The following is a 23456-nucleotide window of genomic DNA, read 5'->3' on the forward strand; positions in this document are numbered from 1 at the left end:
GAGGTAGTCCTTCCGGGGCGAGGTAGTCCTTCCGGGGCGAGGTAGTCCTTCGTGAGGGACTACCTCGCCGGGGAGGGACTACCTCACCGGGGAGGGACTACCTCGAGGCCGGCCCGGGGCCGAACTACCCGACGGGCGACACCTGGCGCGGCCATGCGCCGCTCGGCTCAGTCGACCGGCCGGACTCCCGTGGCCTCCGCCGTGGCTGGCGTCTGGAACGCCTTCGCCCACAGGCGCATGAGCGCTTCCTGAGCACCCTCAAGGTTCTGCCCGAGCGCCTGCTGCTGGATCTCGCGCTGCTCGGAGCTCCAGTCGGGCACCTCGGGCACCTCGGGCACCTCGGGCACCTCGGGCACCTCGGGCACCTCGGGCACCTCGGGCCGGAGCATCACGTCGAACTCGAACTCACGCCCGATCCTGGCCCGTAGGCGCAGACGCCGGCGGGGCACCAGACGTCGAGAACCCCAGTGCCGTCGTCGGCTCGAGCTCCGCCGGCATCCGCAGCGGGAGGATCGCCGCGCGGATCTCCTCGAGGACGGCGTCGACGTCTTCCGGCGGCCGGATCGGCGCCAGGCCCGCCGCGACGTAGGCCGCCGCCAAGCGCGCAACGGAACGGTCGATGAGCAAGTCCTGACCAGCCATGAAGCACCTATCGGCACTGGCCCGATGCGAGTTGAGCCGCAGCCTCCCCACCGCCGCAGCCTCCCACGATGGTCGCCCTCGCCCATCGAACGCCACCCTGCGGATGAGCGCGAGGACCGTGCCGAGTTCGTCCCTCCGGGTCGAGGTAGTCCTTCGTGATGGACTACCTCGCCGGGGAGGGACTACCTCGCGGCCGACCCGGGGCCGCTAGAACGCACCCCTGGACGATGGCGAGTGACGGTCCGCGACGAGAACGGGACTTGACCTCCACCGAGTCCGCCCCGGTCGATCTGCTCGAGCGACCGATCCGGCGCCTGTCGCTCGCTGAGGGGGCCGCCTGCCGAGGGCGCCCTGACCGCTGGACCTGACGGGTCGGCCGGGATCAGCCGGGCGTCAGCCCCGTACCTGTCGCGATCGCCGCGCGGCTGTTCTCGCGCACCACGTCGAGGAAGGTGGACGCTGCGCCGGAGACCCTCCGGCCACGTCGGCGAGCGATCGCGATGGACCAGCGCAGGTCGATCCACGATGCGGTGAGCGGGACCAGCGCGTCAGAGGCCTGGACCAGGTTCTCGGTGACGAAGCCGACACCCGTGCCGGCGGCGATGTACGTCGCGACGAGCTCGAGGTGGGCGACCTCGACGTGGGTCCGGCGTCGGACCTGGGTGTGGGCGAACCGCTCGTCCGTCGCCCGGCGCGTACTGAACCCGTGCGGGAACTCGACGAAGTCGACGCCGTCGAACTCCTCGACGGGGATGTCATCGGTGCGCCCCGCCCAAGGGTGCGAACGCCCGCAGCACAGCAGATAGCGCCCCGCGACAAGCGGCTCGAACACGATCTCCGGAGGGTGGGCGAACGGGAGCGGGAGGACGACGAAGCTCAGGTCAAGGTCCCCGGCGACGATGTCGCCCAGCAGGCCTTCGCTGCCGTTCGTCGCAGTGCGCACGATGATGTCGATGCCCGGATGCTGCGCGTGCAGAGTGGTCACGGCCCTGGCGACGCCGAGCATGTCGGGGATCACCAGCACGCCGACAGCTACGGTGCCGGCAACGCCGCCGCCGAGCTTGGCGGCGTCCTCGCGGGCGCGGTTGAAGGCGTCGACGGCGGCGCGCGCCGACTCGAGGAACGAGCGCCCCTCGGCCGTGAGCTGCACCGACCGGGTGCGCCGGTCGAACAGCCGGAAGCCGAGCTGGCGTTCGAGGCTCGCCACCGACGCCGAGACCGACGACTGCACGAGGTGCAGCCGAACCGCAGCACGGGTGAACCCGCCCTCCTCGGCGACCGCGACGAACGTCTCGAGCATCCGGAGATCCATCCCGCGATGGTATCGGCGCAGTCGATCAATCCCATCTCTATTTCCTGTTCGACATCCATGTTTGCTCCATGAACCCTTGGTCATGTCGCTCCCCTCTCTTGAAAGGACTGTCATGACCACCTCGACACCCGCGGCGATCACACCCCGCATCAGCGGGTTCGCCTCTGTCGCGCAGACCGAGCCATCTCCGCTGTCGCGACGGCAGAGGTTCTCGGCTGGCGTCGCCGCGTCCCTCGCCCTGTCAGGGCTGGCGGCCACCCTTGCCATGCCCGACGCGGTGCGCGACGTCGGCGCGATGCTCGGCGCCGCCGCGGGAGGCTGCCTCGCGCTCGCACTCGGCGCATCCGCCTCCGACCGACGCGGACGTCGCCGCTTCACATCGATCGGTCTCACTGTCGCCACCGCGGGAGCGATGGTTCCCCTCGTCGGCGCACCGACGCTGCCTGCGGGCCTGCTCCTCGGCATCGGCGCAATGATGACCGTCGTGGCCGCGACGGCCTGGCTCGCTGACACCGAGGAGCGAACCGGCACCTCGCTCGCGGTCGCGCTGGTCGCGATGGCCGCCGGGGTCGCCGTCGGCGCGCTTCTGGCTCCGCTCGTCGTCGCGGGCCTCGCTGTGGCAGCGCTGGCCGCCACAGCGGTGGCCGCAGAGACGGTTCGTGGCCCGCGCACCCCGGTGTACGCGATGCCTGCAGCGCCCCAGTTGGTCGGTCCCCCCGCCGCGAGGGCCGTGCTGCTCGCGCTCGTCGTCATCCTCGCGCTCCCGCGGGTGGGCCTGGCCGCCACGCTCGTCGCTGCCACCGTGCTCGCCGTTGGCGCAAGGCTCGCCGGGTTCGTGCGCCGCAGACCGCGCTCGGGCTCGGAGCCGGGTGCGCGCCACACGCGGGCCTACCGGCGCGCGGTGGCCTCGTTCGATTCCACCGCCTCGCCGGCTCCCGCACGCGGCGGCACCGTGACCACCGTCGAGGAGGTGCGGAGAGCCATTGGGCACGCCCGTGCGGCCCAGCTCGGCGTCTCGATGCACTCGACCGGCCACGCCGCGATGGGTCTGGGCGACCTGCGCCGCAACGTGCTCGTCAAGGTCGCGATGGACGGGCCGATCACCGTCGACCCGGCGGGCGCGCTGGTGCGGGTTCCGGCCGGCCGCCCGTGGGCTGACGTGGTGCCGCTGCTCCGTCCGCACGGGCTGGCGGTGCCGCACGGCTCGTCCGGACACGTCGGTGTCGTCGGATATCTGACCCGCGGCGGACTGTCGGCCTACGGCCGCCACACCGGGGTGGCCGCGAACCACCTCGAGTCGATCGAGCTCGTCACGGCCGACGGCGAGCACCTGACGGTCAGCCGCGTGCGCGATCCCGAGCTGTTCTGGGCGCTGCGCGGCGGCGGCGGGGGCTTCGGTGTGGTCACGGCGGTCACCGTCAGGGCCTTCACTCCCGGCACGGTCGTCACGGGCACCACCGCGTGGGAACTCGACGACGCCCGTGAGGTCGCGCGGGCGTGGGCCGAGTGGACCGCTGGGGCCCCATCCGCGATCACCACGTCGCTGCGGATCCTCTCGCTGGCGCCGCTCCCCGGGATGCCGCTGCGACTCACCGGACGCCCGCTCCTCGTGGTCGACGGGACCGCCGTCGACGGCGACGCCTGCGCACGGGAGGCCGCCGGCGAGCTGCTCGCCCGCCTGCGCGGAGCCGGCCGTCCCGTGCTCGACACCTGGCGCGTCGCCGATCCGGGCGAGGTTCCGCACACCCACATGGACCCACCGATCGCTCCGGCGCACGGGTCCCGCCATGCGCTCGTTGGCGCCAGGGGGCCGGGCGACCTTAGCCAGGCCATCCAGATCACCGAGGCGATGCTCGCGGGCGCCGCCCGACCGAACAGCCGCCTCGCCTTCGCCGAGCTCCGCCAGCTCGGCGGCGCGCTCGCCTCCCCCGTGGATGACGGGGGAGCCGTCGGGCACTACCGCGGTGCGTTCGGCTGGTTGGCCATCGCACTCCACGGACGCCGGGGCGCTGCGGCCGCCAGGGAGGCGATCGACACTGCCTGGGAGCCGGTGTCACGGTGGGCGACCGGGTACTCAGCGCCGACTCTCGCCGTCGAGCGTGAGAACCCCGAGCGGTCGTTCCCGGCCGACACAGCCCTGCGCGTCGCTCAGGTACGCTCCCGGGTCGATCCAGACGGCGTGTTCGCGACCGACGTGCAGCCTGCCGCGCTCCCGCGGTGAACCCGGGCCCTGACCAGCCGCGGCGCGCCTTGCTTTCACTGCGCAGGTGGGCGGTCGCCGCTGTCCGGCGGGTGGGCCGCCCGCCGGACAGTGGCGACGCTCAGGTCAGACGTTGAAGCGGGACTCCACCACGTCGCGTCCCGGAACACCATCTGCTTCAGCCGTTGCCGACAACCCGAACGCAACCATCTCGCCGCCGCTCAGGCGAGCAACTCCATTCGATCCCTCCACCGCATCAGACTCGGCACCCGAAGCGCGTTACCAATGAAGACGATCGCGATGAGGAGAATGTAGGCAACGAAGACGACAACGACGCCTCCCCAAAACCCCGCTTCACGCGGCTGTCGGATAAGCGGGGCAGCCAGCACGCCCACGCCGCCGCCGGCAGCAGCAGCTCCGAGCAACCCCACCCCTAGCGCGATGCGCCATACGAATGAGCGCACGAACTTGCGCTTCCAACCGAACACCTGGGCTGGCCGTCGCGGCCAGGGCACACGGTCAGCGTGATGCCGCCCGCCCGGTTCGCCCACTGTCACGTCGTCAGAATGGCCGGACGTCGACAGTCTCAGGAGGCGTTCCTGCATCCGCAGCTAGACGTTAAGTCTGAACTCCACGCCGTTCCGGTTCCGAACAACAGCTGTCCGACAGAGGCCCGAATGGTTGAAGCCCACGGTCGAGGTGATCTCACGGCCCGAGGCAGCCGAGGGGAAGCACCCAGACCCCATCGGTCCGACGGTAGCCATACTCGGTGCCGGTGATGACGACGAGCGCACTGGGCGCGACAGATACCCGGGTGTCGGCCAGGTGGAGCAGTGCCGCCGCCGCCTCGTCGACCAGGTCGCCCCCGAGCTTGACCTCGAACCCTGCCCAGCGCCCGTCCGCCTGCTCGACCACAAGATCGACCTCAAGGTCACCGGAGCTCTCGCGATAGTGGAAGACTCGTCCGCCGCTCGCCTCGGCGTAGATTCGAAGATCCCGAGCGGCGAGTGACTCGAACAGAAAGCCGAGCGTGTTCAGGTCACCGAGAAGCCGCTCGGGCGAGCAGTCCATCAGTCCCGCGGCGAGCGAAGGATCGACCAGCAGCCGCTTCGGCAGGCTGATCAGCCTGCTCCGTGAGCGGAGCGAGGGGCTCCACGCTTCGATCTCGTCCACGATCATCATTCGCCTCAATGCCCGAAGGTAGGGCTCGGCGGACCACCGCGTCAGACCGCCGGCGTCCTCGTCGGCACTCTCGAAGTCTCCTCCGTGCGCCCGCGCGACGATCGTGCTGAGCCGGGCCGGGTGGGCGGTGAGCTGGGCGTAGGCGTGCAAGAACCGGCGCACCAACCGCGGGTCCCGGCGAGCCCCGGACACCACATCGATGTCGTGCTCGACGATCGTTTCGAGGTAGTCGCGGATGAACTGCATCGCAACCTTCGGCTCGGCCCCGAGGAGCTGCGGCCAGCCACCAACAACAATCCGCTCGGTGTACGCCCGCAACGTGAGTTCGCTGCGCGTGGCATCCGGCGCCTCACCAGACATCAACGCAGCGAGCGACATCTGCCCCGTCGAGTAACCCTGCTCGAACAGAGTCATCGGGCGCATCCTCATCACACTGATGCGCCCCGCGCCAGAATGCCTCGCGGCGTCGTCGTTCGGCGTCGCTGAACCCGTGAGGATGAACTGACCCGGCACTGAGCGGTCATCCACCGCGCGCCGCACGGCGTCCCACACCCGTGGCCCGCGCTGCCACTCGTCGATCAACCGTGGCGACGGACCGTCGAGGACCAGCCGGGGATCGACTGCCACCGCACGCATCGCTTCGACGTCGACGTCGAGCAGCACCTCGCTCGCGGCACGCCGCCGCGCCGTTGCCGTCTTGCCGCATGCCTTGGGCCCCTCGATCACGACCGCACCGAGCGCCGCAAGGCGATCCAGCAACTGGCCGTCCGCGATCCGCGGCACGTACTCGATGGCCATGGCACCTTCAATCGCAGCGTGGTCCGTGCGGCAACCTACATCGAGCAACCAAGCCAGACTACATCTAGCAACTGGATCAAACTACAACCGGCAACCCGGAGGTCACGCGCATCCACGGCGGCGCGACTCTAGCGACCTGAACAAAACCACTCTTCGCCATCACCTCGGCAACCGTTCGCGGCGGCACGAGACGACGGGTGCTCGGGCCTAGAGCGACGACCCAGACCCAGTAGCTATCCGCAGATGCCCGATGACGTCGTGAGCTGCGTGGAAGACGGGCGAAGCCGGATGGCGGTTGTTGCCCAGGTCGGCCCCGGCCGCCGTGACGACCTTCTAGACGCTGTCCAGCGAGCACGAGCAATTCCTGACCCGCAACGCGAACGGTCTCGTGCGAACCCCCACCGATGATGCCGAATGCCGCGCTGGTGTAAAGACTCGTCGTTCCGTCTGAGCGCGTCACGAGGCAATGCCAGCCATCGTCATCAGGGAACGATGTATCCATGACGATCCCCCAGACCGGCGCGGTCGCTTTCGGCGTGAGTCCAAGGGTGACCGGGTCGGCGGTGAGCACCCGTGATCGTAGGGATGCTCCCTAGCTCGGTTCCGCGGACCGCGCCTGCCCGTCGGTCTTGGACCCTCTTCTCCCGAACATGGCGCTGACCGTACGTCGCCGCCCTGAGATCACTATCACGGCTCGCCGAGGTCAATGCCGTCGATCGCCTCGAGGAGCTGTCACACGTTAAATCTGAACTCCACCACGTCGCCGTCGGCCATCACGTAGTCCTTGCCCTCGACGCGCGCCTTGCCGGCGGCGCGGGCAGCCGCGATCGAGCCCGTCTCGACGAGGTCGTCGAAGCCGATGACCTCGGCCTTGATGAAGCCTCGCTGGAAGTCGGTGTGGATGACACCGGCGGCCTGCGGCGCGGTCCAGCCGCGGTGGATGGTCCAGGCGCGCGTCTCCTTGGGCCCGGCGGTGAGGTAGGTCTGCAGGCCGAGCGTGTGGAAGCCCACCCGCGCGAGCTGGTCCAGGCCGGCCTCCTCGATGCCGGTCTCGGACAGCATCTCGGCCGCCTCGTCCGGCTCGAGCTCGACGAGCTCGGACTCGAACTTCGCGTCGAGGAAGATCGCGTCCGCGGGCGCGACGAACGCGCGCAGGTCGGCCTGGGTCGCGGCGTCGGCGAGGCCGGCGTCGTCGGTGTTGAAGACGTAGATGAACGGCTTGGCCGTCATGAGCTGCAGCGCCGCGACCTGCTCGGGGTCGAGGCCCGCCGCGGCCGCGCCCTGGAACAGCGTGGTGCCGGCCTCGAGCAGCGTGCGCGCGCCGATCGCGGCGTCGAGCAGCCCCTGCTCGGCCTTCTTTCCGCGGACCTCCTTCTCGAGGCGCGGGATCGCCTTCTCGAGGGTCTGCAGGTCCGCGAGGATCAGCTCGGTGTTGATGGTCTCGATGTCGTCCTTGGGCGAGACCTTGCCCTCGACGTGGATGACGTCGGGATCGGCGAAGACGCGCGTGACCTGGCAGATCGCCTCGGCCTCGCGGATGTTCGCGAGGAACTTGTTGCCGAGCCCCTCCCCCTCGCTCGCGCCGCGCACGATGCCCGCGATGTCGACGAACGACACCGTCGCGGGCAGGATGCGCTGGCTGCCGAAGATCCCCGCGAGGACCTCGAGCCGCGGGTCCGGCAGCGGCACGATCCCGACGTTGGGCTCGATCGTCGCGAACGGGTAGTTCGCGGCGAGCACCTGCGCACGGGTGAGGGCGTTGAAGAGGGTGGACTTGCCGACGTTGGGCAGGCCGACGATGCCGATAGTGAGAGCCACGGGCGTCGAGTCTACGGGGCCGCCGGAGCGCTCCCCCGGGCACCTCAGCCGAACGCGACCAACCGCGCGAGCAGCTCCGGGGCCCGGCCCTCGAGGGTGCGGCCGCCGAGCCGAACCCCGCCCGCGAGCGCGGCCGTCCCCCAGACGGTCCCGACGACCAACGCGAGCACGCCCAGCGGCACCGATCCGGTGGCCACGGAGAACCCGGCGAGCACGAGCTCCGGCAGGCTCACGACAGTGATCGCCAGCCACCCGACGAGCTGGGACACGAACGCCGCCATCGACGCGCCCTGCTGCGTCGAGAACGGGCTGTCGCCGGGCTTGGGCACGGGGTAGACGACCCGCGCCGACACGATGCTCGCACCGCCGAGCGCCGTGAGCAGCAGGCCGAGGCTCGCGCCCAGGAGCGCAGGCAGCGTCTCCCACCGCCCGGTGACCGCGACCGTCCCGACCACGAAGACGAGCGTGACGGGCACACCGATCACCGCCGTCGCCAGGGCCCGGCCCGCGCGGTCCACGCGCCCGCTGATCGGCGCCGCCACGTGCGTCCAGAAGGCGGTCCCGTCGTAGGCGACGTCGGCCGAGACCGTCCATCCCAGCATGAAGCCCGCGATCGGTCCGGCGAGCAGCAGGCCGCCGCCGGCCGTGCCGCCGGAGCCGAAGTAGAGCAGCACCGGGATCAGCGGCACGATGACGATCGCCGCCGCGTACCGGGGGTCGCGCAGCCAGTACGTCAGGCAGCGGGCCGCGACGGCCCCCGTCGGCGTGCCGGGGAGCCACGCGAACGCGCCCAGCCCGCGCCCGCGGGTCGATCGGCGCGTCCGACCGGCCGACGACGGCGTCACGAGCGCCTGGCTGAGCGCGCGGTCCCACCCGACGACCAGGGCGGCCAGCGTGCCGAGCGCGACGAGCAGCTTGAGCCCGGCGCCGGCCCACGCCCCGGCCGCGACGTCCGCCGGGACGGCCCAGACGGCGCCGATCGGGGTCCAGCCGATCGCCTCGGCCAGACCGGGCAGGGCGTCGCTGCCGCGGCCGAGGCCCTCGGCCAGCGCGGAGCCCAGCGGGCCGAGGAGCATGAGCGGGATGAAGATCACGATCGTGAGGAGCTCGCGATAGCGCCGTCGCCCGACGAAACGAGACAGGGCGGTGGTGGTGGCCCGCGCCCCGACGAGGCAGGTGGCGATCGCGACGACCGCGCAGGGCAGCGCGACGAGCGCCGCCAGCGGGTGCCGCCACCAGGCGAGGCTCGTGCCGAGGACGACGACGGCGGTCGCGGCGCCCGGGACCCCGACCAGCCCCGAGATCGCCAGCCCGGCGAGCAGGTCGCGCCGGCGGATTCCGAAGGTGACGAACCTGGCGGGGTCCAACGTGGCGTCCACCCCGTAGGCCACCAGCGGGACGACCCACCACCCGAGCACGAGGAGCGAGCCCAGCAAGACGAGCACCGTGCGGATGAGCGGCAGGTCGGCGTTCGCCAGCATGGCGAGGCCGACGATCGCGACGACCACCGCGCCGAGCGCGTACACGGCGGCGATCACGAGCCCGACGACCTGCCAGACGGAGCGACGGAGCCCGTTGCGCAGCAGGGTCAGCTTCAGTCGGACGAGGTGCGCAACCACGCGAGCCCCTCACCGGTGCTGCGGCCGCCGACTAGCTCGACGAACCGGTCCTCGAGGCTGCCGACGCCGCGCACCTCGTCCACCGTCCCGGCCGCGAGCACGTGCCCGGCGGCGATCACCGCGACGTGGTCGCACATGCGCTGGACGAGGTCCATGACGTGGGAGGAGACGATCACGGTGCCGCCGCCGTCGCGCACGTACGTCGCGAGGATCGTGCGGATGTTCGCGGCCGAGACGGGGTCGACGGCCTCGAACGGCTCGTCGAGCACGAGGAGCCGGGGCGCGTGCACGAGCGCGCAGGCCAGTGCGATCTTCTTCGTCATCCCCGCCGAGTAGTCCACGACGAGCGTGGTCGCGTCCGCCACCAGGTCGAGTGCTTCGAGCAGGTCCTGCGCGCGCTCGCCCACCGTGTCGCGGTCCATCCCGCGCAGCAGGCCCGCGTAGGTGATGAGCTGCCGGCCGGTGAGCCGGTCGAACAGCCGGACCCCGTCGGGCAGCACCCCGAGCATCGCCTTCACCTGGATCGGCGCGGCCCACAGGTCCTGCCCATGCACCCGGACCTCGCCGAAGTCCGGGCGGAGCAGGCCGGTGGACATCGACAGGGTCGTGGTCTTGCCCGCGCCGTTCGGGCCGACCAGGCCGTAGAACGAGCCGGTTGGCACGTCGAGGTCGATGCCGGCGACGGCGACCTTGGTCCCGAACCGCTTCCAGAGCCCCCGCAGCGCCAGCGCGGGCGGCCCGGCTGGCGGTGGCGCGGTGGCGGCGGCGAGATCGGACATCGCGTTCGATGACATGGGCGCAGGTTAGCGGGTCGCGGCGGGACCGGCGGGGAGTGTCAGTGGCTCCTGGCACGCTGGCGGGCATGACGACCACGACCGCTGCCCTGCTCATCGCCGGCGCCCTGCTCCTCGGCGCCGTCGTCGGCTGGTCGCTCGCGCTCGCACGCGCCGGTGCGCGGGTCGGGGTCGAGCGTGTCCGGGCCGCGCGGGCCGACGCCCAGCTCGCGGCCGAGCGGACGGCGTCGGCCGAGCGGGTGCGCGCGTTGCAGGCCGACCAGGCCCGGCTCACGGAGCAGTTCCGCGCGCTCGCTGCCGACGCGCTCGCGGCCAACAACGAGCAGTTCCTCGCCCTCGCCGACCAGCGGTTCCTGGCCAGCCAGCAGACGCAGGCGTCGGAGCTGGCGCGGCGCGAGCGCGCGGTCCAGCAGCTCGTCGAGCCGCTCGCGCGCACGCTCGACCAGGTCAAGGCCGAGCTGACGACAGCCGAGACGTCGCGGCTCACGGGCGCGGCGGCGCTCGGGGAGCAGGTCCGCGCGATGCGGGAGTCCTCCGACCTCCTGCGCTCCGAGACGAGCCAGCTGGTCACGGCGCTGCGCTCGTCGCAGGTGCGCGGGAAGTGGGGCGAGATCCAGCTCCGGCGCGTCGTCGAGTCCGCCGGGATGGTCGACCACGTCGACTTCGTCGAGCAGAACCAGGTGCGCACCGACGACGGCCCGCTCCGGCCCGACATGGTCGTGCGCCTGTCGGGCGGCAAGAGCGTCGTCGTCGACGCCAAGGTCGCCTTCCTCGGCTACCTCGACGCGTGCCAGGCGACCGACGACACCGTCCGCGCGCAGCGCATGGCCGCGCACGCGCGGCACTTCCGCAAGCACATCGACGACCTCGCGGCGAAGCGGTACTGGGACCAGTTCGCGCCCGCGCCGGAGTTCGTCGTGATGTTCGTGCCGGCGGAGGCGTTCTTCCACGCCGCGGTCGAGCAGGACCCGGCGCTGTTCGAGTACGCGTTCGAGCGGAACGTGGTCATCGCGACCCCGATGACCCTGATCGCGCTGCTGCGGACCGTCGCGTACGCATGGCGTCAGGACGCGCTCGCGGCGAACGCGCAGCAGGTGCTGTCGCTCGGCAAGGAGCTGCACGGCCGGATCGCGACCCTCGGCACGCACGTCGCCCGGCTGGGTCGCGCCATCGACAGCGCCGCGAGCGCCTACAACCAGACCGTCTCGTCGCTTGAGACGCGGGTCCTGGTCAGCGCGCGCCGCTTCGCGGACCTGAGCGTCGTCGACGCCGACCTGCCCACGCCGACGCCCGCCAACCCGCGCCTGAGCGCGGTCAGCGCACCCGAGCTCGTCGCCTCCGCGACCGACCAGGTCGTCGCACTCGACGACGTCGGCCCCGCTGCGCCCGCGCCCGCGCCCGCGCACGCGCCGGTCAAGACCGCCGGCTGACGACGCCTGCGGGCTCCCGACGGCTCCCGCCGCGTCGGCCTACGCGGCGGGTGGCCCTCGGGGACGGCGCGGGCGGCGTCTACACCGTCTCGGCGGCGACCTCGGGGCGGGGCGCGACGCGGCGCTCGCGCTGGATGGGCGTGCCGGCGATCTTCAGGTCCGTCCGGAGCTCGCGCGGCAACGAGAACATGAGGTCCTCCGTCGCGGTGCGCACCTCCTCGACGTGCACGAAGCCCTCGCGCGCGAGCAGCTCCAGCACGTCGCGCACCAGGATCTCCGGGACCGACGCGCCCGAGGTCAAGCCGACCGTCGTCGCGCCCTCGAGCCAGGCGAGGTCCACCTCGCTCGCGGTGTCCACGCGGTAGGACGCAAGCGCGCCCGCGTCGAGCGCGACCTCGACGAGCCGCACCGAGTTCGAGGAGTTCGCCGAGCCGACCGTGATGACGACGTCGCAGTCCGGCGCGAGCTTCTTCACCGCGACCTGCCGGTTCTGGGTCGCGTAGCAGATGTCGTCGCTCGGCGGGTCCTGCAGGCTCGGGAACCGCTCGCGCAGCCGCCGCACCGTCTCCATCGTCTCGTCGACCGACAGCGTCGTCTGCGAGATCCAGATCAGCTTCTCGGGGTCGCGAACGGTCACCTGGTCGACCTCGTCGGGAGAGTTCACGACCTGGATGTGCTCGGGCGCCTCACCGAGGGTGCCCTCGACCTCCTCATGGCCGGCGTGGCCGATCAGGAGGATGTCGTAGTCGTCCGACGCGAACCGGACGGCTTCCTTGTGCACCTTGGTCACCAGCGGGCAGGTCGCGTCGATGGTCTGCAGCGAGCGCGCCGCCGCCGCCGCGAGCACGGCGGGCGAGACGCCGTGCGCCGAGAACACCACGCGGGCACCCTCGGGCACGTCGTCGGTGTCGTCGACGAAGATCGCCCCGCGCGCGGCCAGGGTCTCGACCACGAACTTGTTGTGCACGATCTCCTTGCGCACGTAGACGGGCGCCCCGTAGTGCTCGAGGGCCTTCTCAACGGCTATCACGGCCCGGTCAACCCCCGCGCAGTACCCCCGCGGGGCCGCCAGGAGGACTTTCTTGCGCTGCTCAGCCACCTGTCCATGGTACGTGGCACCCTGGCCCCGTGACCGATCAGGACTCCGCCCCGCCCATCCCCGCGCTGCCGCTGCGCGCGCTGGACACCACGGCGGAGCGTCCGTGGCCGGTCCGCCTGCTCGCGTCGAAGATCGCCGACTACGTCGCGAAGATGGCTCCCGTCTGGGTCGAAGGGCAGATCGTCCAGCTCAGCCGCCGGCCCGGCGCCGGGATGGCGTTCCTCACGCTGCGGGACACCGACGCCGACATGTCGCTGCCCGTGACCGTGTACTCGCGCGTGCTCGAGGCCGTCGCCGTGCCCCTGGCCGAGGGCGCGCACGTCGTCGTGCACGCGAAGCCGACGTTCTGGACCAAGCGCGGGTCCCTGCAGCTCCAGGCGGACGCGGTGCGCGCCGTCGGCGTCGGCGAGCTGCTCGCGCGCATCGAGCACCTCAAGCGCGTGCTCGCGGCCGAGGGGCTGTTCGACGCCGCGCGCAAGGTGCCGCTGCCGTTCCTGCCCGGCGTCGTCGGGCTCGTGTGCGGACGCGGCTCGAAGGCCGAGCACGACGTCGTCGTCAACGCGCAGGCCCGGTGGCCCCAGGTGCGGTTCGAGATCCGCGAGGTCGCAGTGCAGGGCGTGAGCGCGGTGGCCCAGGTGAGCGCCGCCATCGCCGAGCTCGACGCCGACCCCCGCGTCGGCGTCATCGTGGTCGCGCGCGGCGGGGGCGCGGTCGAGGACCTGCTGCCGTTCAGCAACGAGACCCTCGTCCGGGCGGCCGCGGCCTGCCGCACGCCGCTCGTCAGCGCGATCGGGCACGAGACGGACACGCCGCTGCTCGACCTCGTCGCCGACTACCGGGCGTCCACCCCGACGGACGCCGCCGAGCGCATCGTGCCCGACGTCACCCAGGAGCGCGTCCGGATCACCCAGGCGCGCACGCGCATCCGGACCGCGATCGGCCACCTCCTCGCCCGCGAGCAGGCCGGGCTGGCGTCCGCGCGCTCGCGACCCGTGCTCGCGGTGCCGCAGTCGATGGTCGCCGCGCGCGCCAGCGACGTGCTCGCGCGGCGCGAGTCGGGCCGGCGCGCCCTCGAGGACTGGCTCGCGCGGGCGGCCGGCCACACCGACCAGCTCGCGGCCCAGCTGCGGGCACTGTCGCCGGCCGCCACGCTCGACCGGGGCTACGCCGTCGTCCAGCGGGCCGACGGCGCGGTCGTGCGCGCCGCCGACGACGTCGCCCCCGGCGAGGCGCTTCGCATCCGTGTCGCCCGCGGCGAGCTCGCGGCGACCGCGGCCCCCTGACGACTCACTGCTTCGCCCACCCGCACCGACCACCGACGAGGAGCCCGAGATGCCTTCGACGCCGAGCCAACCGATGGATACTGAGCCCGTGCCGACGACGACCAGACCGCCCATCCGCAGCGCAGCGCAGGACGACCTCGCGTCGCTCAGCTACGAGCAGGCCCGCGACGAGCTCATCTCCGTCGTCTCCCGGCTCGAGGCGGGCGGGGCCACGCTCGAGGAGTCGCTCACGCTCTGGGAGCGGGGCGAGGCGCTCGCGGCGCGCTGCCAGCAGTGGCTCGACGGCGCGCGCGAACGGCTGTCCACCGCCCGGACGGTCGAGGGAGACGACGCAGCGCCGGGCCAGCAGCACGCGACCGGACCGGACGCGTGAGCACCCCCGCCGCGGCCGGCGACGTCGGCACGCCCCCTGCGGCCGGGGCCCGCGCCCTGGTCGTCGGCGAGGCGCTCGTCGACGTCGTGCGCCGCCTGGACGGGACGGTCGACGAGCACCCGGGTGGCAGCCCCGCGAACGTCGCGATCGGGCTGGGCCGGCTCGGGCGGGGTGTCGAGCTGCTGACCTGGTTCGGGCCCGACGCCCACGGGGACCTGGTGCGCGCGCACCTGGAGAGCTCCGCCGTCCACCTCGTCGCCGGCAGCGACACGGCGGCGTCGACGCCCGTCGCGATCGCGACGCTGGACGCCACCGGGGCCGCGACCTACACCTTCGACCTCGACTGGCAGGTGCCCGCCGACGTCGAGCTGCCGGCCGACGCCGTCGTCGTGCACAGCAGCACCATCGGCGCCGCGCTCGCCCCCGGCGGCGCCGCCGTGCTCGCGATCCTCGCGGCTGCCCGGGACCGGTCGACCGTGACGTACGACCCGAACATCCGGCCCGCGCTGCTCGGCAGCGCGGAGAGCGCGCGGCCGCTGGTCGAGCGCCTCGTCGCCCTAGCGGACGTCGTCAAGGCCAGCGACGAGGACCTCGCCTGGCTCGAGCCCGGCGTGCCGGCGGCCGACGTCGCGGCCCGGTGGGCGCTCGGCGGCCCGGCGCTCGTGGTGGTGACCCGGGGCGCCGCGGGCGTGCTCGCGGTGACCTCGGCCGGCCTGCGCCTCGAGGTGCCCGCCGTCGCGGTCACGGTCGCCGACACCGTCGGCGCGGGCGACTCGTTCATGTCGGGCCTGATCGACGGCCTGTGGACCGCCGACCTGCTCGGCGCGGACCGGCGCCGCGCCCTCGCCGAGATCGACGCGGCCACGCTCACCGCGATCCTCGAGCGCTCGGCCCGCATCGCGGGGATCACCGTCTCGCGGCCCGGCGCGAACCCGCCGTGGGCCGCGGAGCTCACCGCCTGAGGGCGACCGGGCGCGCGCCGACCGGCGGCCTGCGAGGATGAGCCCCATGGCAAACCCCCTGACCCCGGCCGCGGCGTGGGCCCTGCTCCGCGACGGGAACGCCCGGTTCGTGGCCGGCGAGATGGAGCACCCGTCCCAGAGCGCGGACCGTCGCGCCGAGCTCAGCCTCGAGCAGCAGCCGTTCGCCGTCATCCTCGGCTGCTCGGACTCGCGCGTCGCCGCCGAGATCGTGTTCGACCAGGGCCTGGGCGACCTGTTCGTGGTGCGCACGGCCGGCCACGTGCTCGACACGACGGTCGTCGGGTCGATCGAGTACGGCGTCGACCTGCTCGGCACACCCCTGGTCGTCGTGCTCGCGCACGACCACTGCGGCGCGGTCGCCGCGGCCGCGGCCGCGCTGACCACCGGCGAGCTCCCCCGCGGCTTCGTCCGGGCGATCGTCGACCGCGTCATCCCGAGCATCGTCGGCCTCGGCGGCGGCGGGCTCGGCGCGCTCGCGTCGCTCGACGCCGCGGCGCTCGGCCGCGAGCACACGCGGCACACGGTGCAGATGCTGCAGAGCTACTCCGCCGGGCTGTCGGAGGCGATCGCGGCCGGGAGGTGCGCGATCGTGGGCGTCGAGTACACGCTCGCGGACGGCCGCGTCAGCGTCGTCGAGTCGGTGGGCATCGACCTGGAGAAATGACGCCCGGGCCGGCGATCTCGGGCACGATGAACGTCATGACCGACAACGCCGTCCGCGCGACCACCCCCGAGCCCGCGATGCCCGTGAACCCCGCCATGCCCCCCGAGCCCGCCACGCCCCTCGACCCCGGATACCGGATCGAGCACGACACGATGGGCGACGTGCGCGTGCCCGCCGCCGCGCTCTACCGCGCGCAGACGCAGCGCGCGGTCGAGAACTTCCCGATCTCCGGCGTGCACCTCGAGCGCTCGCACATCGAGGCGCTCGCACGCGTGAAGAAGGCCGCGGCCCGGGCGAACGCCGAGCTCGGCGTCCTCGAGCCCGACGTGGCCGCCGCGATCGCGCTCGCCGCCGACGACGTCGCCTCCGGCGCGCACGACGTCGACTTCCCGATCGACATCTTCCAGACCGGCTCCGGCACGTCGTCGAACATGAACGCGAACGAGGTCATCGCGACCCTGGCCACGCGCCGGCTCGGGCGCGAGGTGCACCCGAACGACCACGTCAACGCGTCCCAGTCGTCGAACGACGTGTTCCCGACGTCGGTGCACGTCGCGGCCACAGCGGGCGTGGTCCGCGACCTCGTGCCCGCGCTGGACCACCTCGCGGCGACCCTCGAGGCGAAGGCCGTCGAGTTCGCGGACGTGGTCAAGGCAGGCCGCACGCACCTGATGGACGCGACGCCGGTCACGCTCGGCCAGGAGTTCGGCGGGTACGCGGCCGCGATCCGGTACGGGGTCGAGCGGCTCGAGGCGGCGCTCCCCCGGGCCGCCGAGGTCCCGCTCGGCGGGACCGCCGTCGGCACCGGGATCAACACCCCGGCCGGGTTCCCGCAGCGGGTCATCGAGCTGCTGGTCGAGGACACGGGGCTGCCGTTGACCGAGGCCCGCAACCACTTCGAGGCGCAGGGCACCCGCGACGGGCTCGTGGAGCTGTCAGGGGTGCTGCGCACCGTCGCGGTGAGCCTGACGAAGATCTGCAACGACCTGCGCTGGATGGGCTCCGGCCCGAACACCGGGCTCGGCGAGATCGCGATCCCGGACCTGCAGCCCGGCTCGTCGATCATGCCCGGCAAGGTCAACCCGGTCATCCCCGAGGCCGTGCTCATGGTTGCGGCGCGCGTGATCGGCAACGACGCCACGGTCGCGTGGGCGGGCGCGAGCGGCTCGTTCGAGCTCAACGTACAGATCCCCGTCATCGCCCTCGGCGTCCTGGAGTCGATCCGACTGCTCACGAACGCGTCGACGGTGCTGGCCGACAAGGCGGTGGCCGGGATCGTGGCGAACGTCGCCCGGTCCCGAGCGCTCGCGGAGTCCTCGCCCTCGATCGTCACGCCGCTCAACCGCGTGATCGGGTACGAGTCCGCCGCGAAGGTCGCGAAGTACGCCGTCAAGCACGCGGTCACGGTCCGCGAGGCCGTCCTCGCGCTCGGCTTCGTCGATCGCGGCGAGCTCTCGGCGGCCGACCTCGACGCCGCCCTCGACGTGATGACGATGACGCGGCCCCCGCGGGCCTGACCCGCGGGAGCCGCGCCGTCGGCGCTAGACCTCGATGCCCTCGAGCATCTCCGTGACGAGCGCGGCCACCGGGGAGCGCTCGGAGCGGGTGAGGGTCACGTGCGCGAACAGCGGGTGGCCCTTGAGCGCCTCGATCACCGCGGCGACGCCGTCGTGCCGTCCGACGCGCAGGTTGTCGCGCTGCGCGACGTCGTGCGTGAGGACCACCCGCGAGCTCTGCCCGATCCGGGACAGGACCGTGAGCAGCACGTTGCGCTCGAGCGACTGCGCCTCGTCCACGATCACGTAGGCGTCCTGGAGCGAGCGGCCGCGGATGTGCGTCAGGGGCAGGACCTCGAGGAGGTCGCGGTCCATGATCTCCTCGACGACCTCCTTGGACACGAGCGCCTCGAGCGTGTCGAAGACGGCCTGCGCCCACGGGTTCATCTTCTCCGACTCGCCCCCGGGCAGGTAGCCGAGGTCCTGGCCGCCGACGGCGTACAGGGGCCGGAACACCATCACCTTGCGGTGCTGGCGGCGCTCGAGCACGGCCTCGAGGCCCGCGCACAGCGCGAGCGCCGACTTGCCCGTGCCGGCGCGCCCGCCGAGCGAGACGATCCCGATGTCCGGGTCGAGCAGCAGGTCGATCGCGATGCGCTGCTCCGCGCTCCGGCCGTGCAGGCCGAAGACGTCCTGGTCGCCGCGCACGAGCTGCACGTGCTTGTCGGCCGTGACCCGGCCGAGCGCGGACCCGCGCGGCGAGCGCAGCACGAGGCCGGTGTGGCACAGCAGCTGGCGCTCGGCCGCGCCCTCGACCTCGGCGAGCTCGATCGACTCGTGCTCCCAGGTCGCGGCCATCTGGGCCTCGGACACGTCGAGCGTGTCCATGCCCGTCCAGCCCGAGTCGACCGCGAGCTCGGCGCGGTACTCCTGCGCCTGCAGCCCGACCGCCGACGCCTTGACCCGCATCGGCAGGTCCTTGGACACGAGCGTGACGTCCTGGCCCTCGAGCGCGAGATTTTTCGCGACGGCGAGGATCCGGTTGTCGTTGTCGCCGAGCCGGAACCCGACCGGGAGCTGCTCGGAGCTCGTGTGGTTGAGCTCGACGTGCAGCGTGCCGCCGAGGTCGCCGATCGGGATCGGCTGGTCGAGCCGGCCGTGTTCTATCCGCAGGTCGTCGAGCAGCCGCAGGGCCGACCGGGCGAAGTAGCCGAGCTCCGCGTGGTGGCGCTTCGCCTCGAGCTCCGTGATCACCACGACGGGCAGGACGACGTCGTGCTCCGCGAAGCGCAGGATCGCCCTCGGGTCGGACAGGAGGACCGAGGTGTCGAGAACATACGTGCGACGGCCGTCGGGGTTCGACCCCTCGGTGCGTGCGGTCTCCTGGCTCGTTGCCTTAGTGTCCACGGCGGGCTCCCTTCGGCGCCGAAGCGCCGTTCTCGCTACCTCACGACGGCGCGGGGCCGTCGGTCGGCGACTGGGTGGGGGTCGGGCGGCCGCGAGGGCCGGATCCGGCCCTCCCCCGAGAGCTTTCGCTCCATGGGCTGGCCTCCTGGGGACGACGGTTGCCGTCCGTTACCGCGGGACGCTACGCCCGGGCGTCAACCCCCCGGATGCGACACGCCAACGCGAAACATGACGTTCACGCGAGATCACCCGCTGTTCATCTGGCGGTGTTTCGTCGGCCGAGCGTTCAGCGGCCGAGGCGGCGCTCGCGCGCGGCGAAGGCGCGCAGCGCCCGCAGGAAGTCCACCCGCCGGAAGTCGGGCCAGTAGGCCTCGCAGAAGTAGAACTCGGAATGGGCGCTCTGCCAGAGCAGGAACCCGCCCAGGCGCTGCTCGCCGGAGGTGCGGATCACGAGCTCGGGATCGGGCTGCCCGCGCGTGTACAGGTGATCGGCGATGTTCTCGACGTCGAACGACTCGGCCAGCTCGGCGAGCGTCGTGCCCCGCTGCACGTGCTCGCGCAGCAGCGAGCGGACCGCGTCGGCGATCTCGTGCCTGCCGCCGTACCCGATCGCGACGTTCACGTGCAGGCCGAGCACGTCGTGCGTGCGCTTCTCCGCGCTGCGCAGCGCGTCCGCCGACCCGGCGGGCAGCAGGTCGAGGTCGCCCATGACCTGGATCCGCCAGCGGCCGGTGTCGGCGAGGTGGCACACGGCGTCGGTGATGATCGTCACCAGCTCGGCGAGCTCGCCCGAGTCCCGGTTCAGGTTGTCGGTCGAGAGCATCCACAAGGTCACGACCTCGACGCCGACCTCCTCGGACCACCCGAGCAGCTCGGTGATCTTGTCGGCGCCCTTGCGGTGGCCGGTCGACGCGGGCTCGCCGAAGGACCGGGCCCAGCGCCGGTTGCCGTCGAGGATCACCCCGACGTGCCGCGGGATCGATCCGAGCGGGAGCGACGACGCGAGACGCCGCTCGTACAGCCCGTACAACACCTGGGGCAGGCGCACGCGGTGGACCTTCCGGCAGGGGGTAGCGAGTCGCCTCACGCTACCCCCAGCCGGCGCCGGGACGACGCCGATTCCTGGCCCGACACACCCGCCGTCGGCCGCGATCGGCCTAACCTACGGTGCAGTAACCTGGAGCCGGAACGTCCGGCGCGGACAGCGTGCACCGGACTGCACAGCAGAGCAGAGCACCGAAGGAGAGCCACCCCGATGGGACGAAGTCGAGCGGCGACGCCGAGCGAGACCGCGGGTGCCGCCCTGCGCGAAGGCGCCGCGCAGGTCGCCGAGGCCGTCAAGCCGAAGCTGCGGGGCTGGATCCATGCCGGCATGTTCCCGATCGTGCTGGTCGCCGTCATCGTGCTCGTCGTGCTCACCCCGACGCCGGACGCCAAGGCGGCGACCGCCGTCTTCGGCCTCACGTCGGTGCTGCTGTTCGGCGTGAGCGCCGTCTACCACCGCGGCACGTGGTCGCCGCGCGTGACGGGCGTGCTGCGCCGCGTCGACCACTCGAACATCTTTCTCATCATCGCCGGCACCTGCACCCCGCTCGCGGTCATCCTGCTGTCCGCCTCGACCGCGCGCATCCTGCTGTGGATCGTGTGGACCGGCGCGTTCCTCGGACTCCTCGGCCGGGTCATCTGGCTCGGCGCGCCGCGGTGGGTCTACACGCCCGTGTACGTCGCGCTCGGCTGCGTCAACCTCGGCTTCCTCCCGCAGTTCGCGGAGACGGGTGGGCCGGCGATCGTGTGGCTCGTCGTCGGCGGCGGCGTCGCGTACATCGCGGGCGCCGTCGTGTACGCGCTGAAGCGGCCGAACCCGAGCCCGCGCTGGTTCGGGTTCCACGAGGTGTTCCACGCGCTGACCGTCGTGGGCTTCACCTGCAACTACATCGCGGTCTCGATCGCGGCCTACAGCCTGCGCTGAGCCTGCGCCTACCCCTGCCCCTACCCCTACCCCTACCCCTACCCAGTGTGGGCAATCGGCTCTCCTGCGCGCGCCTGTGGGCGATCTGCTGGTGACGAGGGACGTCAGGGGACAGTTTGCCCACACGCGCGCCGGTCGGAGCCGATTGCCCACACTTGAGCCGAGCCGAGCTGCCGGCGTTGCTCACGCGGGCAGTCGGTCGGACCGGCGCACTCGCTCGGGGCGCGGCACGACGCCCCTGACGCCAGTTCGGTCAGCTCGTGCGCGGCACGACGGCGTAGCGCCGGTTCGCCAGCGACGGGTTGCGGTCGCGGACCGCGACGAGCGCGCCCGGGTCGAGGTCCGCGCACGCGAGCTCGGGTGCCGCGCCCAGCTCGAGCTGCACCACGCCGTCCGCCCCGACGACGAGTGAGCGGCCGACGACGCCCCGCCCGGCCTGGCCGACCGCGACGACGGCGCTCGTGTTCTCGATCGCGCGCGCGATCGCGAGGGCCCGCCAGTGCTCCGCCTTGAGCGGGCCGGCCGCCCATGCCGCCGGGACCACGAGCACCTGACCGCCGGCGTCGACGAGGCGCCGGGCCAGCTCGGGGAACCGCAGGTCGTAGCAGGTCATGACCGCGAACCGGAGCCCGGCGACGGCGAGCACGACGGGCGGCGCCTCGGCGGGGCCGGCCTCGAGCAGGTCGGACTCGCGCTGGCCGAACGCGTCGTAGAGGTGGATCTTGCGATACACGCCCGCGACCGCGCCGGCGGCGTCGATCGCCACGACCGCGTTCACGGCGCGGCCGGCGTTCTCCCCCGGCAACGTCGTGCCGGCGATCACGGCCAGCCCGGCCGCGGCGGCCTTGGCCTGCAGCCCGCCGATGTACGGCCCGTCCAGCGCCTGCGCGTGCTCGGGTCCGACGCCGCGGGGGTCGAAGCAGGCGGAGTACTCGGGCAGCACGAGCAGGTCGGCGCCGGCCCGCGCGGCGTCGTCGGCCGCGGCCAGGGCCTGGCGCAGGTTCGCCGCCCGGTCGGTGCTGACCGCGAGCTGCCCGACCGCGACCCGGACGGTCACCGGAGCCTCACCGGCGCATCACCGGGGCGACTCGTCGGCGGGACGGCCCGTGCCGGCGTCGGCCGCGGGGTCTGCGCCGACCGCGGTGGCTGCGTCGGCCGCGGCCGCCTCCTCGGCGTCGAGCCGGGCCTGCCGGTGGTTGACCTTGCGCAGCTTCGCGGTGAGCGACAGGAACAGCCCGATGCACACGAGCGCGATCGCGAAAACGGGCAGGAAGCCGAGGAGCCCGGGCGAGACGAGGCCCGGCTCGATGCCCTCCTGCAGGTTCGACGTGGGCGCAGGCGACGGCGTCGACGTCGAGGCGATCGCCCCCTCGAGCGCCGATCCGGTGCCGATCGCCGCGAGGTCGAGCGTGCCGCCGACGGCCGGCATCAGGCGCCGTCCGTTCGGCCGCCGGCGCCCGGGATCCCGGCGAACAGGTCATCCTCCGGCAGGGTCGTGGCGACGTGCGAGACCGCGAGCTCGAAATCCTCGAACGGCCAGGTCTCGGCCTCGATCTCGCGCGGGATCGCGAAGAAGAAGCCGTCGGGGTCGATCTGCGTCGCGTGCGCCCGCAGCGCGTCGTCGCGCCGCCCGAACCAGGCGGCGCAGTCGATCTGCGTCGTCACGGCGCGCTCCGGGACGTCGAGCGCCTGCCGCGACTCGATCCACTCGCCGAACGGCGACTCGCCGCCGGCCTCGACGATGGCCTCGTGCATCGCGCGCATGCGGAGCATCGAGAAGCCGTGGTTGTAGTAGAGCTTGAGGGGCTGCCAGGGCTCGCCCCGGTCCGGGTACCGCGCGGCGTCGCCGGCGGCCTCGAAGGCCTCCACCGCCACCTTGTGGGTCATCACGTGGTCCGGGTGCGGATAGCCCCCGCTCGGGTCGTAGGTCGTCATGACATGCGGGCGGAACTCGCGGACCACCTCGACGAGTTCCGCCGCCGCGACCTCGAGCGGGGTCAGGGCGAAGCAGCCGGATGGCAACGGGGGCAGCGGCTCCCCCTCGGGCAGGCCCGAGTCGACGAAGCCGAGCGAGCGCTGCGTGACCCCAAGCGCCGCCGCGGCGGCGGCCATCTCGGCGCGCCGGATCGCCTGCATCGCCGGCGCCCCGCCCTCGACCGGCGGGTACTGCGGGTTGAGGATGTCGCCGCGCTCACCGCCCGTGCAGGTGACCACGAGCACGTCGACGCCCTGGTCGACGTAGCGCGCCATGGTCGCTGCGCCTTTGCTCGACTCGTCGTCGGGATGGGCGTGCACGGCCATGAGCCGAAGCTGCTCTGTGCTCACGAATCCTCCTGCGTTGACCGCTGCGGCTCACCCGGCGGCGGGGTCGAGGGACAATGCTCTCG

The 23456-nt window shown here is 72.7% G+C and carries 22 protein-coding genes; 8 read left to right on the forward strand and 14 right to left on the reverse strand.

Annotated elements, in window-relative coordinates; translation table 11 throughout:
• Window positions 1-167 precede the first annotated feature (167 nt).
• The 3 genes from J4E96_RS16175 to J4E96_RS16185 all read right to left on the reverse strand — a co-directional run bounded on the left by J4E96_RS16175 (window position 168) and on the right by J4E96_RS16185 (window position 1954).
• The gene (locus J4E96_RS16175) at window positions 168-389 is read right to left on the reverse strand and encodes a hypothetical protein (RefSeq protein WP_227423086.1); all 222 of its coding nucleotides are present in this window, start codon (window positions 387-389) and stop codon (window positions 168-170) included.
• Window positions 390-405: 16 nt separating this feature from the next.
• Entirely contained in the window at window positions 406-642 is a 237-nt protein-coding gene (locus J4E96_RS16180) for a hypothetical protein (RefSeq protein WP_227423087.1), read from the reverse strand.
• A gap of 382 nt (window positions 643-1024) precedes the next feature.
• Window positions 1025-1954: a LysR family transcriptional regulator gene (locus J4E96_RS16185; protein ID WP_227423088.1), complete on the reverse strand. Its 930-nt coding sequence runs from the start codon at window positions 1952-1954 to the stop codon at window positions 1025-1027.
• A gap of 112 nt (window positions 1955-2066) precedes the next feature.
• On the opposite strand from J4E96_RS16185, the gene J4E96_RS16190 reads away from it, so the two are divergent.
• On the forward strand, window positions 2067-4175 hold the full coding sequence (locus J4E96_RS16190) for an FAD-binding oxidoreductase (RefSeq protein WP_227423089.1): 2109 nt from the start codon (window positions 2067-2069) through the stop codon (window positions 4173-4175).
• 200 nt (window positions 4176-4375) lie between these two features.
• Here J4E96_RS16190 and J4E96_RS16195 read toward each other — a convergent pair whose 3' ends face one another.
• The 5 genes from J4E96_RS16195 to J4E96_RS16215 form a co-directional block, all read right to left on the reverse strand.
• Window positions 4376-4759, reverse strand: coding sequence for a hypothetical protein (locus tag J4E96_RS16195; RefSeq protein ID WP_227423090.1), 384 nt, complete (start codon window positions 4757-4759; stop codon window positions 4376-4378).
• Window positions 4760-4859: 100 nt separating this feature from the next.
• Window positions 4860-6134, reverse strand: a complete 1275-nt coding sequence (locus tag J4E96_RS16200; protein ID WP_227423091.1) for an ATP-binding protein — start codon at window positions 6132-6134, stop codon at window positions 4860-4862.
• Between the two features lie 732 nt (window positions 6135-6866).
• The gene (gene ychF / locus J4E96_RS16205; protein WP_227423092.1) at window positions 6867-7952 is read right to left on the reverse strand and encodes a redox-regulated ATPase YchF; all 1086 of its coding nucleotides are present in this window, start codon (window positions 7950-7952) and stop codon (window positions 6867-6869) included.
• 44 nt (window positions 7953-7996) lie between these two features.
• Complete coding sequence (locus tag J4E96_RS16210; RefSeq protein WP_227423093.1) at window positions 7997-9571, reverse strand: hypothetical protein; 1575 nt, start codon at window positions 9569-9571, stop codon at window positions 7997-7999.
• Window positions 9547-10365: an ABC transporter ATP-binding protein gene (locus J4E96_RS16215; protein ID WP_406619987.1), complete on the reverse strand. Its 819-nt coding sequence runs from the start codon at window positions 10363-10365 to the stop codon at window positions 9547-9549. The genes J4E96_RS16210 and J4E96_RS16215 overlap by 25 nt, the downstream gene beginning before the upstream one ends.
• A gap of 68 nt (window positions 10366-10433) precedes the next feature.
• Here J4E96_RS16215 and J4E96_RS16220 point away from each other — a divergent pair, with 68 nt between their 5' ends.
• Entirely contained in the window at window positions 10434-11795 is a 1362-nt protein-coding gene (locus J4E96_RS16220; RefSeq protein WP_227423094.1) for a DNA recombination protein RmuC, read from the forward strand.
• A gap of 79 nt (window positions 11796-11874) precedes the next feature.
• Here the strand turns inward: J4E96_RS16220 and J4E96_RS16225 are convergent, their stop codons facing one another.
• The gene (locus tag J4E96_RS16225) at window positions 11875-12894 is read right to left on the reverse strand and encodes a 4-hydroxy-3-methylbut-2-enyl diphosphate reductase (RefSeq protein WP_227423095.1); all 1020 of its coding nucleotides are present in this window, start codon (window positions 12892-12894) and stop codon (window positions 11875-11877) included.
• A 29-nt stretch (window positions 12895-12923) separates the two neighbouring features.
• On the opposite strand from J4E96_RS16225, the gene xseA reads away from it, so the two are divergent.
• The 5 genes from xseA to J4E96_RS16250 all read left to right on the forward strand — a co-directional run bounded on the left by xseA (window position 12924) and on the right by J4E96_RS16250 (window position 17714).
• Complete coding sequence (gene xseA / locus J4E96_RS16230) at window positions 12924-14177, forward strand: exodeoxyribonuclease VII large subunit (RefSeq protein ID WP_227423096.1); 1254 nt, start codon at window positions 12924-12926, stop codon at window positions 14175-14177.
• Window positions 14178-14250: 73 nt separating this feature from the next.
• On the forward strand, window positions 14251-14550 hold the full coding sequence (locus J4E96_RS16235) for an exodeoxyribonuclease VII small subunit (protein ID WP_227423097.1): 300 nt from the start codon (window positions 14251-14253) through the stop codon (window positions 14548-14550).
• Window positions 14547-15512, forward strand: a complete 966-nt coding sequence (locus tag J4E96_RS16240) for a carbohydrate kinase family protein (protein ID WP_227423098.1) — start codon at window positions 14547-14549, stop codon at window positions 15510-15512. Before J4E96_RS16235 ends, J4E96_RS16240 begins: the two co-directional genes overlap by 4 nt.
• A 46-nt stretch (window positions 15513-15558) precedes the next feature.
• Window positions 15559-16197, forward strand: a complete 639-nt coding sequence (locus J4E96_RS16245; RefSeq protein ID WP_227423099.1) for a carbonic anhydrase — start codon at window positions 15559-15561, stop codon at window positions 16195-16197.
• A 95-nt stretch (window positions 16198-16292) separates the two neighbouring features.
• Entirely contained in the window at window positions 16293-17714 is a 1422-nt protein-coding gene (locus J4E96_RS16250; protein WP_227425801.1) for a class II fumarate hydratase, read from the forward strand.
• Window positions 17715-17738: 24 nt separating this feature from the next.
• On the opposite strand, the gene J4E96_RS16255 is transcribed toward J4E96_RS16250, so the two are convergent.
• Window positions 17739-19100 (reverse strand): PhoH family protein, encoded by a 1362-nt coding sequence (locus J4E96_RS16255; RefSeq protein WP_227423100.1) that lies wholly within the window; start codon window positions 19098-19100, stop codon window positions 17739-17741.
• Window positions 19101-19386: 286 nt separating this feature from the next.
• Window positions 19387-20148: an isoprenyl transferase gene (locus tag J4E96_RS16260; protein ID WP_227423101.1), complete on the reverse strand. Its 762-nt coding sequence runs from the start codon at window positions 20146-20148 to the stop codon at window positions 19387-19389.
• A gap of 207 nt (window positions 20149-20355) precedes the next feature.
• Between J4E96_RS16260 and trhA the strand changes: the two genes are divergently transcribed.
• Window positions 20356-21069, forward strand: a complete 714-nt coding sequence (trhA, locus tag J4E96_RS16265; RefSeq protein ID WP_227423102.1) for a PAQR family membrane homeostasis protein TrhA — start codon at window positions 20356-20358, stop codon at window positions 21067-21069.
• A 253-nt stretch (window positions 21070-21322) separates the two neighbouring features.
• Here trhA and J4E96_RS16270 read toward each other — a convergent pair whose 3' ends face one another.
• The 3 genes from J4E96_RS16270 to mca are packed head-to-tail and all read right to left on the reverse strand — an operon-like array spanning window position 21323 to window position 23394.
• Window positions 21323-22126, reverse strand: coding sequence for a nitrilase-related carbon-nitrogen hydrolase (locus tag J4E96_RS16270; RefSeq protein ID WP_227423103.1), 804 nt, complete (start codon window positions 22124-22126; stop codon window positions 21323-21325).
• An 18-nt stretch (window positions 22127-22144) separates the two neighbouring features.
• Window positions 22145-22498: a hypothetical protein gene (locus J4E96_RS16275; RefSeq protein WP_227423104.1), complete on the reverse strand. Its 354-nt coding sequence runs from the start codon at window positions 22496-22498 to the stop codon at window positions 22145-22147.
• Complete coding sequence (gene mca, locus J4E96_RS16280; RefSeq protein WP_227423105.1) at window positions 22498-23394, reverse strand: mycothiol conjugate amidase Mca; 897 nt, start codon at window positions 23392-23394, stop codon at window positions 22498-22500. The genes J4E96_RS16275 and mca overlap by 1 nt, the downstream gene beginning before the upstream one ends.
• Between the last annotated feature and the right edge of the window lie 62 nt (window positions 23395-23456).

Origin of the sequence: Pengzhenrongella sicca (assembly GCF_017569225.1) — a bacterium.
GTDB classification, from domain to species: domain Bacteria; phylum Actinomycetota; class Actinomycetes; order Actinomycetales; family Cellulomonadaceae; genus Pengzhenrongella; species Pengzhenrongella sicca.